Consider the following 14,390-nt stretch of genomic DNA (forward strand, 5'->3'; position numbering starts at 1 on the left):
AAGCCGCTGTCAGCTGAGCAATGGCAGCCAGGCCATAATTAACTGCCGCCGTCTCTACATCCGCTCCGGCTGCGGCAGGCCGAGCACCTCCAGCACCTCGCCGAGCGTTGTCTGGAATCTTTGCGTAAGCCAGAGACGGAAGGCGACGGACTGTGTCTCGCCTTTTAGAATCGGGCAGGCAGAATAAAAATTGTTGAACAGCGAAGCCAGCGTATGCGCATAAGTACAGACCGTATTCGGCGTCAGCTGAACACTTGCACTGTAGAGTGTGTCCTGCCAATTACTGAGATGCCTCAGGAGGGCGAGCTCGGCTTTTTGCAGCTCTGCCGGGAAGGCGGGGAGGACGGGTGCTGCATCCGCATTGGGATTGGATTTTCCCGCAGAAAGGTAGGCATCCGCATTGGGATTAGGATTTTCTGCAGACGGATGGGTAGCTGCACTTAGCTCAGCCTTGTCGGCAGAGGCGTTTGCATTCACCACACTCAGCTTAGCTTTTATCCCCGAATCCATTGGGTCTCCCGCAGCCGCCGAACCTTTACTAAGCACACTGCCTGCACGCGCATAGGTGTACATCAGGTACACGCCTGTGTTGCCGGAAATCTCGGTCGCCTGCTTGAAGTCGAAGATAATCTCCGTCCCCAGATTAAAACGCAGCAGATAATAACGGATGGCAGCGGTGGCGATGAGCCGGCTGGACAGGCCGCTTTTGTCAGAACGGGTGGCTTCAATTGTATTCTCCATCAGCTGCACCAGCTCGGTCACCCTGATGCCGATACCCTGGCGGCCGGACATGGCGTAGGAGGCTTTGCCTTCTGAAATGTCAATGCCAAGCTCCGCTGCTGAAGCCGGACTGAGGGAAACGACGCCATAGCTCACATGATGCAGGTTCTCGGCCTGCTTCGTGAATCCCAGCACCTCCAGTGCCTGTTTGACCATCGCCTGCGGATACTCCTGTCTGTAGTCGATAACATTGACGACCCGGTCCGCCGAGCCAAAAGCCCGCTTGTCCCCGGTTAAGCCCGTAGTCCATACCCCGCTGTTAAACTCACTGTAGATGAAGTCTTTATCCAGCAGCCCGAATTTCCAGAGATGATAAGCGATATCCTTGGCTGTATAGGTCAAAATCCCGTTGGAGCGCACCAGCACCTTATCCTTATGATGCTCCTCTGCATCAGACCCGTCCGTATGCTCTCCCGCAGCCTGCTTGAGAATCCAGCAGCCCGCCAGCTTGCCTTCTGTTTCCTGCACGAATACCTCCGTCTGCTCCAAGAGAGCAAAGGCCGAAGCCCAAAAGCCCTCCCTCAGAATGCTGCTCTCCCAAACCAGCAGATCATAGCGGATGCCGAAGCCCTTCATCTCTGCGACATGCTCGCGGACAATCCGCTCAGCGACCAGGTTGCCCAGCCAGGCTGTATTGCCGCTGCCCTCCTCCAGCGCATGCAGAATCTCTGTCCGCTTGTGCACACTCTCCGGCTGCCGGGCGTATTCTCTGTTCACACCGGCATAAAGATCCCAGCAGTAATCGCCAAAACGGACATGCTCCCCCGCCAGCGGTACATGCAGCAGCCCGACCACCGTATCCGCCAGCTGGTTGCCGAGATCATCCACATAGTTATGGACCTCGACGTTATACCCGGTTTTCCGCAAAATCCGCACCAGCGCATCCCCGATACAGGCGTTTCTAAGGTGACCGACATGCATGGATTTGTTCGGGTTCACAGAAGTGTGCTCAATGATTACTTTTTCCCCTGCTGCCGCAGGCAGTTCAAAGCTTCGTCCGGCCCATTCCTGCCAGTTGATATACAGATTAATGAAGCCGGGAGCGGCGATGTCGATTTTGGCGAACAGCCCGTCCAAATCTCCTGAATGTCTGATTTCTGTTGTTATCAGCTCCGCAATAGCCATAAGTGCTTTACGCAGTACTCTGGCTAGCTGCATGGCGATGTTAGTCGAGTAGTCACCAAAATCGGAATTGGCCGGCTGCTCAAGCACAACGGCGGGTTGATCCGCAGCTGCGGTCCCGTGCTTCGAAAATACCTGCTGTACACTTTGTTCAAGAACGTTCTTGATAAGCTGGCTTAACATAAATATGACCTCCTAAATGGGTAAAGCATCCGTACGCAATTCTGCATTAGCCATGAAACGGAACCTCTGAGCATAAGAAAAAGCCCTCATCTCTCAAAAGAGACGAAGGCTTGATTAGCGCTCGCGGTACCACTCTAGTTGCTAAACCTCTGTTTAGCCGCTCATAAGATAACGGTCTTCAGCCGGGGCTTCCTACTGTACATTCAGAAGTCCATCTCCCGGGTGCGCTTCATGGGCTGATCTGTACCGGTTTCCACCATTCCCGGCTCGCTGAGGACTAGATCAGGCACACTACTATCCCGTTCATCGATTGCATATGGATTTTTATCAGTATAGCGAATTTCCGGAAGAAAGCAAGGGCCGGGAGAGAGGATTGTTAAAAAAATTAGTCTGAGGCCGGTGCTGCCGTCAGATCTTTTATATCTGTAGAGCCGTATATGAGCAGTGCAATTACAATGACCAGCAAAAGCCCGCCGGCGAAATGTTCTCCGTCAAAATCCTCTTTTCCCATTAGCGCTATCCCGCTGTATTGAAGATGCCGTCTATGTGTTTCCCTTCTGAACAGCTTATGCGGATTTGGGGATAACGGTGATTGCAGCCTGTCTGATGTCCACACCGCCGGTGTTGCACCGGAATAGTATTATATTGTGCGGTTGATTAGAAGCGCCGCTAGAGTTAGAGCTCAAAGTTCATAGATGGGAGAATGGAAAGGAGGAATGAAACAGGATGGCAATATTATCAACAGGACCGATCGATAACACTCCTGTGTCCGGAGTCAGACCCACCCAGCTTGTAACTATACGGATCGTCAACCGTTCTTCCCTGACAGCTGCCAGTGTTGTAATTGAAGGCTATTATTTCACCACAATCAGAAATCTGTATGTGAGTGAGGTTATTAATGTTGCTCCAAATGAAGCGGTGACCCGGAATTATTTTGCAGATTTGGACGGTTACGAGTTTATCTTCACAACCGGCGAGATTATGGAGAATGATCTGGGGATCTCGGTGTGGGGCAAGCAGACAGACGGGCAACTGGTTGAAGCCCACCGTGTGGTGAGTCACGAAATACTGGACTAATCAATAATCAAAGGGTAAAGGAGTGTTATACAGATGAGCTTTTTATCAACCGGACCGATAGAGAATAATATGGTTGCAGGCGTCAGACCTACGACTCAGGTAACGCTCCGCGTAGATAACCGCAGCAGCAGTGTGGCTTCTAACGTGCTTGTACAGGGTTACTATCTGCTAGGCGGTGTTAGAAACCTGTATGTCAGCGAGACGCTCACTGTGGACCCGAACCAGGTGATTACGAACAACTATTATGCGGATCTGGATGGGTTTGAATTTTTGTTCGTTACGCCTACCAGCCCGCCGGATGATCCGATTCAGATCTCTTTGTGGGGCAAAAGCAGCACAGGTGCACTGGTAACTGCCCACCGTCTCGTATCAGCTGAGCTTATGGGCGAAGTCGTCGGCGTTACAGGTGCCACCGGGCCGGCAGGGGCAACAGGACCGACCGGTACAGGCGGCGGTGCAACTGGCGAAACTGGCGCAACGGGTGCAGCGGGAGCGACTGGGGTTACGGGAGCGACAGGCACAGCAGGAGCGACTGGGGTTACGGGAGCGACAGGCACGGCAGGAGCGACTGGGGTAACGGGTGCGACAGGCACAGCGGGCGCGACTGGGGTTACGGGAGCAACGGGCATAGCAGGAGCGACTGGGGTTACGGGAGCTACAGGCACGGCAGGAGCGACTGGGGTTACAGGTGCGACAGGCACAGCAGGAGCGACTGGGGTTACGGGAGCAACGGGCACGGCGGGAGCGACTGGTGCTACCGGGCCAAGCGGATCCGGCGCTATTATCCCTTACGCATCCGGACTTCCGGCTGCATTGACTACTGTAATTGGCGGTCTGCTGAATACTTCCAGCTTGGTCGGCTTTGGCAACAGTACGACCGGTGTAACCATTACCGGCGGGGTTATTGACCTCACAGGTGCAGCAGGCACACTGCTAAACTTTGCCTTCTCTGCACCTCGTGCGGGTACAATTACTTCCCTGGCGGGTTATTTTAGCACAACAGCTGCATTGTCACTGGTAGGCTCTACAGTTACAATAACGGCTCAGTTATTCCGTTCGGCAACGCCGGATAATACCTTTACTGCTATACCGGGTGCGCTGGTTACGCTTGCTCCGCCATTAACCGGTGTCCTCTCACTGGGTACCATCAGCAGCGGCCTTACCTCCGGGCTCAGCATTCCGGTTGCTGCAGGTGACCGTCTGCTAATGGTCTTCTCGTCGTCAGTTACAGCCGGTCTTGATATAGCTTCTACTGTCGCTGGATACGCAAGCGGCGGTCTGACTATCGTCTAAACAACGGGTTTGGCCGACTAACTAATACAAAAGAGGGACTTCACAGCCGCAGGCTGAAGAAGTCCCTCTTTTGTTAATGATGCCGGCGGAGCCATGCCGGTAAAATTTCGATTAGAGGGAAAAATCCCACTAATCACAGCAAAACCGGGGCTGAACCTCTGGATTAGAGGGAAAAATCCCATTAACACACAAAAACCGGGCCGCACGCGGACCCGGTTAACTCAAAGATTTATACCAAATCACAAGCCTCAGCAGGCATCCAATGCGCATCCTGGCCGTCCCATTTCACGTTGCAGCCAATCGGATTGGTCAGCGGCGTGCTTACCGCTTGTCCGGCGAGCAGCTCCGACAGCGCATTATCCAGGTCGTTAACGGTCATTTTGTCCGTCTCACGCGGATTATCGACGCCGCGGCCGGTGTAGACCAGCTTGCGGTCCTGATCAAAAACAAAGAAATGCGGCGTGCGCAGCGCACCGTAAGCCCGTGCAGTGTCCTGCGTCCCGTCTCGGAGATAGAGCCACGGGAATTTCTGGTCTTCCATCCGGACCACCATATGCTCAAAGGAATCGTTGGGATGGGTAGCTTCACTGTTGGCATTAATGCCGGCAAAAGCTACGCCGTGCTCGCGGTATTTTTCCGCTGTCTGGCGTGTGACTTCATCTGATCCGACGACGAACGGACAATGATTGCAGGTGAAGAAGATAACCAGTGCTTTTGCCGTGGCGAAGCTGTCCAGTGAATAGGTCTGGCCGTCTGTTGCCTTCAGGCTGAAGTCAGGAGCGGAAGATCCAAGTTCCAGGGTAAAGCTCATGTTAATGCACCTCCGGTAGAATAGTATAAAACCATTAAGAGAGAAGCGGCAGAAGGCCGGACGGCCTGCTGCTTAAGCAGTAACAATCCCTGTTATTATACTTTATTTTCCACTCGACTACCAAACCTGTAATAGAGCTAGAGCATCAGAATGTCGCGGATGTCCTGCTCGGTCAGGGCGGACAGAGCCTCTGCCCCGGGCTGGATAACCTCCTCGATCAGATTTTTTTTCTTCTGCTGCAGCTCGTACATCTTGTCCTCCACCGTTCCTTGGGCGACCAGCCGGATGACCTGCACGACCTTTTTCTGCCCGATCCGGTGGGCCCGGTCGGCTGCCTGCTGCTCAACGGCCGGATTCCACCACAGATCGTAGAGGATCACGGTGTCTGCTCCAGTCAGGTTGAGGCCGGTGCCGCCGGCTTTTAAGGACACAAGAAACAGGTCGCCTTCACCTTCGTTGAACCGGCTGCACAGCTCCACACGCTGAGCCGCCGGCGTCTTGCCGTCCAGATAAAAATGCCGGACGCCCTGCAGCGCAAGCTCCCGTCCAATCATGCCGAGCATCTCCGTGAACTGGGAGAAGATCAGCATCCGCTTGCCGGAGCTGCGGCATTCCTCAATAATTTCCAGCAGCTGGTCGAATTTGGCCGAGCCGCCGGCATAGTCCTCGACGAACAGGGCGGGATGGCAGCAGAGCTGGCGCAGCCGGGTAATCCCGGCGAGCACCTTGATCCGGCCGTGGCCGAAGCCCTCGTTGTCGAGATGCTTCAGCGCCTCCTTCCGCAGTCTGGCGAGATAAGCGACGTACAGCTTTTTCTGCTCTGGCAGCAGCTCGGAGGCATGCAGCGATTCGATTTTATCCGGCAGCTCCTTGAGTACATCGCTCTTTAGACGGCGCAGCAGGAACGGGCGGGTCCGCTTGGCGACCGTTTCGTGCGGCAGATCATGGAACGCCTTTTTGCCGGGGAACAGCCCGGGGAAGACCACACTGTAAATGGACCACAGATCCTCCAGCGCATTCTCTACCGGCGTTCCGGTAAGGGCGAACCGGTAGCGGGCCTGCAATATTTTTACCGCCTGCGCGGTCTGGGTAGCGTGGTTCTTGATCATTTGCGCCTCGTCGAGAATCAGCGTGTGGAACGACAGCCGCGCATAACGCTCAACATCCCGCCGCAGCAGCGGATACGAGGTAATAATGACGTCAGTGTCAGAACCGCTGCGTACCGCTTTGCTGCGCTCACTCCGATTACCGTCAGCAATGACCGCCTGGATCTCGGGTGCGAACCGCTGCAGCTCATTCCGCCAGTTGTACAGCAGTGAAGCAGGCGCGACGATCAGGGCCGGCTTGCCCCCCTTGCGGATATCCGGCAGCTCAGAGAGCAGGAAGGCGATGCTCTGCAGTGTTTTGCCGAGTCCCATATCGTCAGCCAGAATGCCGCCGAACCGGTAGTGGGCCAGCGTCTTCATCCACTGGAACCCGAACTGCTGATAGTCACGTAGCACGGGGGCAAGGCTGTCCGGCAGCGGGAAATCGAGATTCTCAGGACTGGCCATATTAGCCATCAGCCGCCGGAAGGAGCGCCCGATGGTAACGGCATCGCCATGCTTAGCATCAGGATTGAGCTGCAGGCCTTGAATTAATGGCAGTGAGAACTGGGGCTTTGTAAAAGGCACACTATTGACCCCGAGCTCGTTCATGAACTCGATAATCTGCAGCAGCTCTGCACTCTCCAGCGGCAGCAGCGCACCGTCCGGAAGCCGGTAATATCTGCGCTTTTCACGCAGCGCCTCCAGAATCTGTACAACCTCGCTCTCCGGTATGCCCTGCATTGCAAACTTGAATTCCAGCCAGTCGGTTTTTTCGTTCCACGTCAATACAGCCTTGGGAATGTAGGTGTCGGCGGCAATTCTGGCTTTGACGGCAGTGGTGGCATATACCTGAAGCAGCGGCTCCAGAAGCGGAATCGTGTGATAGAGAAAGTCATATTCCCCTTCTTCATTGCTCATAATATAGCCGCCTTCTGTCCGGACAAAGGATTCATGCTCCATCAGCCCGAGAATCCGCCGCTCAGCCTCCCCGTCACGCATCAGGATCACCTCGCTGCCCCGGCTGCGGCTGTCCTCCTCCAGCGGATTAATCACAATGCCTCCATACTGGAACTCCAGGCCGGCAAGCAGCCGGTCCCTTACCCGGTCGAGATACAGCCGTGCCTGGAGCTGAGTCTGGACTATCCGGCCGGCAATAGCTTCGGCAATCTGCACGCGGCCCAGCTTCTTGAGCCCGGGAATAACCTGCTCCATGAAAGGCTCCATCTGCTCAGGGGCAATGGCAAGTCCATCCTTGCGTGCGGCTGCCAGCATCCGCTTCAGCTCAGACAGCCGGCGGCATTCCTCTGGTCCCAGCTTCAGCAGCCTGCCGCCGGACAATACCAGACCGTAATCCTCAAGCACCGTAATCTCTGCTATACCCTGGATATCCAGCCGGTAGCCTTCCCCGGGCGCCTGGTCAAACGCGAACTCGAGCGGAGGTGCCTCAGTGGACAGCTGCAGCTTCTCCATAATCAGATCCCCCTGCTGCAGATAGGCGGAGGGGGCTGCGAGCAATGACGGAAGCAGCGCTTCCCAGAATACCGGCGGAACTGCCAGCACACGGTCTCCGCCCATTCCGCCGGATTGCGGAGCATAGGGATTCACGCCGGCCCGGTACAGCTGTTCATTGGCTGATACTTCAATCAGCTTCAGCAGCACCGCGTTGTCCTCTTTGTCAAACGAATGCAGGGCGGGATCATAGCTGAAATGGCTGGAGAACTCAAAGGGCTCTCGGCGCTGCACGCGGTCCAGGAAGGTTCTGATCTTTTGCACAATGTAAAGGCGCTTAGGCCCGACCTTGAGCTCAATGCCAAGCATTTGAGTGCGGTGGCTGATCGTCACCGGCTTGCAGATGAACTCCACCTGAAGCGGGGTGCGGAGATCCGAGTAGCTTCCCGTAACGCTGGGGCGGTGGCGGCTGCTGTTGCCGCTGCCGTCTGCGAACACCTCCAGCATACCGCTTACCAGCTGGCGGTCCCCGGTGCGTTCAGCAATACCGGAGCTGCCGGCTGGAGTGTTGCGCGGGGTAAGCATGCCGGGTTCCACAGAAGGCCGGTCAGGCTCATGCGAAGCCGGGTCTTCATCTTCAGCGCCCAACTCATCTTCCTCCAGCCGGAGAATGCCTACCAGCCCTGCTGCGATATGCCGGCAGAAGGCACCGCCGTGATAATAGGCAGGGCATGTACATTCCGCATTCACATCCCCGTCGGCATCAATGGTCAGCGCTGCCTCATAGCTCTCCAGTCCTTGAATCTCTGCACGGTAAATGGAGTATTCAAGCTTGTTATTGTTCTCTATATAAGTCAGCCGGACTCTGCCGGCATCGTAATAAGCACGGCCCTTATCCAGCGCCTCATTGCCGCACAGCAGCCGTATTACCCGCTCCGGCACATAATATCCCATAATTAAGTTCACTTCCTTACTTCGTTCTGGATCACGCATCATGAATGTCCATAGTACTCATCTTACCAGAACAGGTGTACGCGGTGAAAGGGCAATGCGGATTGCGGCAGGCCGCAGCGGAAGAGGCAGACTTTAATCTGCAGGCAAAAAGCCATTATGGAAGACTTGCCTCCGCAATGGCTTAAAGGGCTCGCGCATTTCAGATGTAATTTTAATACCGTATTAACGGCAGACCTTACTGCTCACGCAGCGCCGGACCGCCGATCCCGTGCAGCATGAAGCTGATCAGCAGACTGATCTCTTCCTCATCATCCCAGTCCTTCTCCGGCATCAGCAGCAGGCGGGCCAGCAGGTAACCGATCACCGAGGAAATCGTGAACCGGATAATAGCGGGGGTAGGGGCATCCATAATCTCACCTTTAGCCTTGAAATGCTCCGTAATTGAAGTGACACGCTCCAGCACCTGGCCCAGGACATTCTCGGCGAACTGCTCCCGCAGTGCAGGCTGAAAGGGGATTTCCTGGACGAGAATCCGGATAATCTTAAAGTTCTTACGGGCGAAATCCAGCCGGTTCACAATAAAAGCCCGCAAAAAAGCTTCATAGCTCTCAAACGGCATATCCAGCACCCCTTTGAAATTACGCATTACGAACGGGGCGATCATCTGGCTCATTGCCGGGCCGACTATGGACAGGAGCAGGTCTTTTTTGGTTTTGTAATAGCGGAAAATTGTCCCCTCAGCTACACCGGCCTTTTGGGCGATTTCACTGGTGGATGCCGCCGAAAATCCTTTATCGGAAAAAATCTCAACAGCCGCTTCCAGAATGGAGATCTGCTTCGGCGTCATCTGCCCCTCATCCTTGAGGGCCATAAACTCTTCAATCCATTGCTCTTTTTCACGCTGCTCCGCATTCTCTTTCTTCATCGTCTGGTCCTCCAAAAATGGTTGCTCTTCCGTCTATAGTAACACGCCCGCTTATTTAAGGGACATAGGAGCTACATTCTGCGGTGCTTGCGCAGGGCCAGCACGTTAAGCACCATGAACAGCAGGGAGAAGCCGACCAGTACATAGGCATCCAGAGCGATAGAGCTCCAGCCTTTGCCGCGGATCATGATATCCATCAGCGCCTGGGCACCGTAATAGATAGGTGTCGCCAGACCGGTCCGCTGCAGCCACAGCGGCAGTGTATCCAGCGGAAACAGCCCGCTCAAAAATATCTGCGGTACAATGACCAGCGGAATGAACTGGATCATCTGCAGCTCATTGCCGGCGAATGCCGAGAGCAGCGTGCCAAGCGTGAGCGCCGTGATGGCCAGTAGCAGCGTAATGAGCAGGACGTAGCCGAAGCTGCCGGCCATCATAATGCCAAGCATATGGACCGAGAACCAGGAGATCAGCAGCGCCTGGACAACTGTGAAAATCCCGAAGCCGCCGACATACCCAAGCACAATCTCCCAGCGCTTCAGCGGAGTGGAGAGCAGGCGTTCCAGCGTACCGGTCGTCCGCTCCCGCAGGAAGGAGACACCGGCGATCAGGAAGACGAAAAAGAACACAAACACGCCGATCATAATCGGCCCAAACCGGTCGATCGTCGTCATATCCTCAGCACCATACATATAGCTGACTGACGGCTGGATCAGTCCTGTAACGGAGGCGGCCGGCTGCAACTGCAGAACCGCTTCCCGCAGGACCTGCATGGCTGCACGGGTAGCGGCCGGGTTACTGCCTTCCAGGATTACGGAGGGCGCGTTTCCTTCAACGGTGACGAAGGCATCAATACTGCTGTCACGCAGCGCAGCTTCGCCTTGCTCAGTTGTGGTGAAGCTTGTTACAGCAGCGTCCTGTGCCTCCAGCGCGGGGCTGAAGACAGCTGCGGCTCCGCTCACGCCGATATTCGGTTTGTAGGCATTACTGTTAAAGACAAGGCTCATCAGGCTGAGCACGAGCAGAGGGGCGATGAACATCAGTGCCATCGTCCGTTTATCATGAATGAACTGCCGCAGAATACGCAGAGTTATGGCCCGGATTCTCATTTGCGGCCACCTCCATAGGTTACAAAGGCTTCCTCAATCGTTGCCGAGCCGGTCGCCTGCATTAATCCTGCCGGAGTATCTGCCGCCAGCAGCTTGCCGTCCCGGATCATGCCGAGCCGGTCGCATTTTTCAGCCTCATCCATGACGTGAGTAGTCAGGACGATCGTGGTTCCCTGGTTGTTCAGCGAGCGCAGCTCCTTCCAGATCGACTGGCGCAGCAGCGGGTCAATCCCTACGGTTGGCTCATCAAGAATAAGCAGCGGAGGCTCATGCAGCAGTGCAATCGCCAGCGACAGCCTGCGCTTCATCCCGCCGGAATACTGGTCCACCCGCTTGCGCAGGTGCTCCTGCAGGTTGACCAGCTCCATTACATCGCCGATCCTCCGCGTGCGGTTTCCGCCTCGCAGCCCGTAGAGGGCGGCGAAGAACTCCAGATTCTCCTTCGCGCTCAGCTCCGTGTATAAAGCATCCGACTGGGCCATATAGCCGATCTGCTGCAGCATCGTTAGCTTGGGCATCCTGACGCCCATAACCTGCACCTCACCCGAGCTGACCTCGTCGATACCGGTCAGCAGCTTAACCAATGTAGTCTTGCCCGAACCGGACGGGCCCAGCAGCCCGAACGTCTCTGCGCGGTTCACCTGAAGGCTGATATCCTTAAGCACAGTTTTGCTGCCAAATGCCCTGCTGACACGGGTAACAGAAATAACCGGCTGTTCCTGATTCATATTGATCTCCTCGATTCATTATATAATGAGTGAGTACTCACTCATTATTGTATTGCGTAATGTGTAAAAGGTAAATCATTATTTGATGGAGAGTGGAATGCGAACAAATCCAAGGCAAAAATGCCTCTGATTCCGCCGCAGACAGGCGGAATGGGCAAATCAAAGGCAAAAGTGCCTTTGATTCCGCCGCAGACGGCCGGAACAGGCAAATCCAAGGCAAAAGTGCCTCTAATTCCGCCGCAGACGGCCGGAACAGGCAAATCAAAGGCAAAAGTGCCTTTGATTCCGCCGCAGACAGGCGGAACAGGCAAATCAAAGGCAAAAGTGCCTCTGGTTGGTTTAAGCAATTGTCCAGTATAAGCCTCCAGTTTGTTTAAGCACATTGCCCTTTGGATTTACACTTACGTATGTGTTTTAATTAAAATTTGCAGTATTTGGTTTACCCTGCTGCCAAAAAGGTTAAACATTTCTATATACTCTATGTATCACTATATCACTATATATCTCTATATACTCTATATATCACTATATACTCTATACTCTATATATCTCTATATACTCTATATATCACTATATACTCTATTCTATATATCTCAACATTCTATATATCTCTACATTCTATATATCTCTACATTCTATATATCTCTACATATGGTCCACAACACATTCCCTAACCACACCACCAATCGCACCTTATTTCCCTCACTCCCATTGCCGACAGGAGGATTCCGCCGATGGTTATCAAGAAACCAGTATTTCCTTTGCTTGTAGTGCTGGCCGCCAGCTTAAGCCTGAGTGCTTGCAGCCGGATGGAGGGCGGGGATGCAGAGAACCGGCATTTTCATACACTGGCCGAGGAGCAGCTCCCTGATCCGCAGTATTTTCCGGGCGATCTGCCAATTCCCGAGGGTGCAGGCATTACGTATACGGAAGGAGCACAGGTGGACGGCAAGAAGTCTTCGATGCTGATCTACGAAACCGAGCAGACGATAGCAGCGCTGGGAACCACCTATATGAAATATGTTGCGGGGAAGTCACTGGAGAGCGGAACGCAGATTATGGACAAGAATAACCTCCTTATCAGCGGTAAAGCGGCGGGCAGCTACTCCTACTCCATTATCGGCAGCAGCTCAGCAGCGAACCCCGGAGGGGCCGAAATTATCGTAACCTGGATTGAAAACTGACCGCTCTCAGGAGGCGCCTGACTGCAGGCTTTTATATGGAAATATAGCAGCTGTGCAAGGCTGGAAGAGGCCTGCATGTCTCTCTATTGAATTTATTGCGGGAGTTTTTACATAGCGTTTACCAAAGAGCTATCCCCAGCCCATTCGGGGCTGGTTTTTTTGCGTTAGTTAATAATCGCCGAACAATCCTCTTGAACAGAATTCACACTGATAGAAGAAAATAACAGTAGCAGTTACCTATAGGAAAAGGGTGAATCTAATTGAGAAATAGTAAATGGTTCAGCGCGGCTTTGGCTTCTGCACTTCTTGTAACAGGTGTGGCGGGCAGTATTTCAGGAGCGGGCAGCGCTAGTGCCGCAGCCGTCGCCAGTACAGTCAAGACAGGAACAGCTACTTGGACTGTGAACAGCAATCCGGCCCAGTTCAGCACAATCGACAGCAGCGGTTATAAGCTGTATTCCTTAAGCCAGGTTGCCGGCGAGCTTGGGGCCAAGCTGATTCTTACAAACGGCGGCTTTGAACTGAACGACAGCAAAGGATTACATACGGTGCAGCTTCAAACAGGCTCCAAAAGCTATGTAGTAGATGGTGCAGCCCAGCAGTTTACGGTAGCGCCTGTTGTATATAACGGAAAAGTATATGTAGAGCTGACTAAGCTCGTAACCGCGCTTGGCGGTGAGCTTTCGGCTGAAGGCCTTGAAATTATGAGCTTTGCCCGTCCGGAAGGCCAGTTTGATACTTTGCACTGGACAGCAGACGGCAGCATCATTGCGAACAAGAGTGATTCCGAAACAGCGCAGCTGCTCAAGTTCAGCGCATATCCGGGCGATTATGAAGTGTTTTCTTCCAATGAGAGTGCACTGGATTTCGCCGTTTCCGCTGATCAGCAGTGGGGCGCATTCACTGATGAGACAGGCCAGCTGAAGCTGATCAACCTGTCGAGCGGCGCGATCTCCTCACTTGGTACCGATACAAGCGTGAAGACAGACCTGGTCTGGTCGCAGGACAACAAAACAATCTACTTCATCCAAGGCGACAAGCAGGAGAAGATTGCCCAGATCTCAGTTGAAACCGGAACAGTAAAAGCTGTGCTCGAAGATAAAGTGGAGAACAAATCCGAACTCCGCCTTGCTTCCGATGCAAAAAGCGTAGTCTACATTGTCAATGTAACCGGCGTTGCCAAAAATGATGCCGACAGCACCGAAGATTCCCTGACCGTAGATTACAGCAAAGCCGGAGAGCAGCTCTACAAGCTGGATCTCGCAACTAAGGATGCTAAGCCAAAAGCATTGACTACAGAGCTCGACAACAAGCTGTACCCTGAAATTCTTGCGAACGGCGGCGTAGTCTATCTGAGTGCAGACGCTGAAGGAAATGCGGCTAACACCCTGAAATCCATCAGCGCAGACGGAGCGATTACTAACATCACCCTTGATACGGAAGCAACCTGGTCTGCCGGCGTAGCTACAGGTCTGGTTGTATCCGGAGTGGCAGCTGACGGAAGCACTACTATCTATTCCATTGACGCAAGCGGTAATAAAACCGTGCTGTTCCAGACAGCTGAAGATGTATCCGAGGTTGCGGTGTCCCATGACGGCAGTAAGCTGGCAGTAGTATCGGACGGTAAAGTCCTGCTGATCCAGGGCGGTAAAGCGCTGCAGCTGACTAAATAAGACACGTCCCTCAT

At 54.0% G+C, this 14,390-nt stretch carries 12 protein-coding genes and 1 other annotated feature; of the genes, 4 read left to right on the top strand and 8 right to left on the bottom strand.

What is annotated here, in order from left to right; genetic code table 11:
• Positions 1–54: 54 nt before the first annotated feature.
• Together BN3772_RS09135 and BN3772_RS31490 are read right to left on the bottom strand one after the other, a co-directional pair.
• The gene (locus BN3772_RS09135) at positions 55–2,085 is read right to left on the bottom strand and encodes an arginine--tRNA ligase (protein ID WP_042199009.1); all 2,031 of its coding nucleotides are present in this window, start codon (positions 2,083–2,085) and stop codon (positions 55–57) included.
• A gap of 95 nt (positions 2,086–2,180) precedes the next feature.
• Positions 2,181–2,401 (bottom strand) — a binding site (T-box leader).
• Positions 2,402–2,470: 69 nt separating this feature from the next.
• The gene (locus BN3772_RS31490) at positions 2,471–2,596 is read right to left on the bottom strand and encodes a hypothetical protein (protein WP_280114381.1); all 126 of its coding nucleotides are present in this window, start codon (positions 2,594–2,596) and stop codon (positions 2,471–2,473) included.
• Positions 2,597–2,811: 215 nt separating this feature from the next.
• On the opposite strand from BN3772_RS31490, the gene BN3772_RS09140 reads away from it, so the two are divergent.
• Complete coding sequence (locus BN3772_RS09140) at positions 2,812–3,162, top strand: hypothetical protein (RefSeq protein ID WP_042199011.1); 351 nt, start codon at positions 2,812–2,814, stop codon at positions 3,160–3,162.
• A gap of 33 nt (positions 3,163–3,195) precedes the next feature.
• Positions 3,196–4,455, top strand: coding sequence for an exosporium glycoprotein BclB-related protein (locus BN3772_RS09145; protein WP_042199013.1), 1,260 nt, complete (start codon positions 3,196–3,198; stop codon positions 4,453–4,455).
• Positions 4,456–4,684: 229 nt separating this feature from the next.
• Here BN3772_RS09145 and BN3772_RS09150 read toward each other — a convergent pair whose 3' ends face one another.
• From BN3772_RS09150 to BN3772_RS30580, 6 genes are all read right to left on the bottom strand, one after another.
• Positions 4,685–5,266 carry a thioredoxin family protein gene (locus BN3772_RS09150; RefSeq protein ID WP_042199015.1) on the bottom strand — a complete coding sequence of 194 codons (582 nt, stop codon included), beginning with the start codon at positions 5,264–5,266 and terminating at the stop codon, positions 4,685–4,687.
• Between the two features lie 137 nt (positions 5,267–5,403).
• Positions 5,404–8,757: a DEAD/DEAH box helicase gene (locus BN3772_RS09155; RefSeq protein ID WP_042199017.1), complete on the bottom strand. Its 3,354-nt coding sequence runs from the start codon at positions 8,755–8,757 to the stop codon at positions 5,404–5,406.
• Positions 8,758–8,992: 235 nt separating this feature from the next.
• The gene (locus BN3772_RS09160) at positions 8,993–9,682 is read right to left on the bottom strand and encodes a TetR/AcrR family transcriptional regulator (protein WP_042199019.1); all 690 of its coding nucleotides are present in this window, start codon (positions 9,680–9,682) and stop codon (positions 8,993–8,995) included.
• Between the two features lie 71 nt (positions 9,683–9,753).
• On the bottom strand, positions 9,754–10,791 hold the full coding sequence (locus tag BN3772_RS09165) for an ABC transporter permease (protein WP_042199020.1): 1,038 nt from the start codon (positions 10,789–10,791) through the stop codon (positions 9,754–9,756).
• The gene (locus BN3772_RS09170; protein WP_042199022.1) at positions 10,788–11,519 is read right to left on the bottom strand and encodes an ABC transporter ATP-binding protein; all 732 of its coding nucleotides are present in this window, start codon (positions 11,517–11,519) and stop codon (positions 10,788–10,790) included. Before BN3772_RS09170 ends, BN3772_RS09165 begins: the two co-directional genes overlap by 4 nt.
• Before the next feature lie 44 nt (positions 11,520–11,563).
• Entirely contained in the window at positions 11,564–11,866 is a 303-nt protein-coding gene (locus BN3772_RS30580) for a hypothetical protein (protein WP_157643570.1), read from the bottom strand.
• 387 nt (positions 11,867–12,253) lie between these two features.
• On the opposite strand from BN3772_RS30580, the gene BN3772_RS09180 reads away from it, so the two are divergent.
• Together BN3772_RS09180 and BN3772_RS09185 are read left to right on the top strand one after the other, a co-directional pair.
• Entirely contained in the window at positions 12,254–12,703 is a 450-nt protein-coding gene (locus BN3772_RS09180) for a hypothetical protein (RefSeq protein ID WP_042199026.1), read from the top strand.
• Positions 12,704–12,963: 260 nt separating this feature from the next.
• Entirely contained in the window at positions 12,964–14,376 is a 1,413-nt protein-coding gene (locus BN3772_RS09185) for a stalk domain-containing protein (protein ID WP_042199027.1), read from the top strand.
• Positions 14,377–14,390 lie beyond the last annotated feature (14 nt).

Source organism: Paenibacillus camerounensis, from assembly GCF_000723885.1.
GTDB classification, from domain to species: Bacteria; Bacillota; Bacilli; order Paenibacillales; family Paenibacillaceae; genus Paenibacillus_AQ; species Paenibacillus_AQ camerounensis.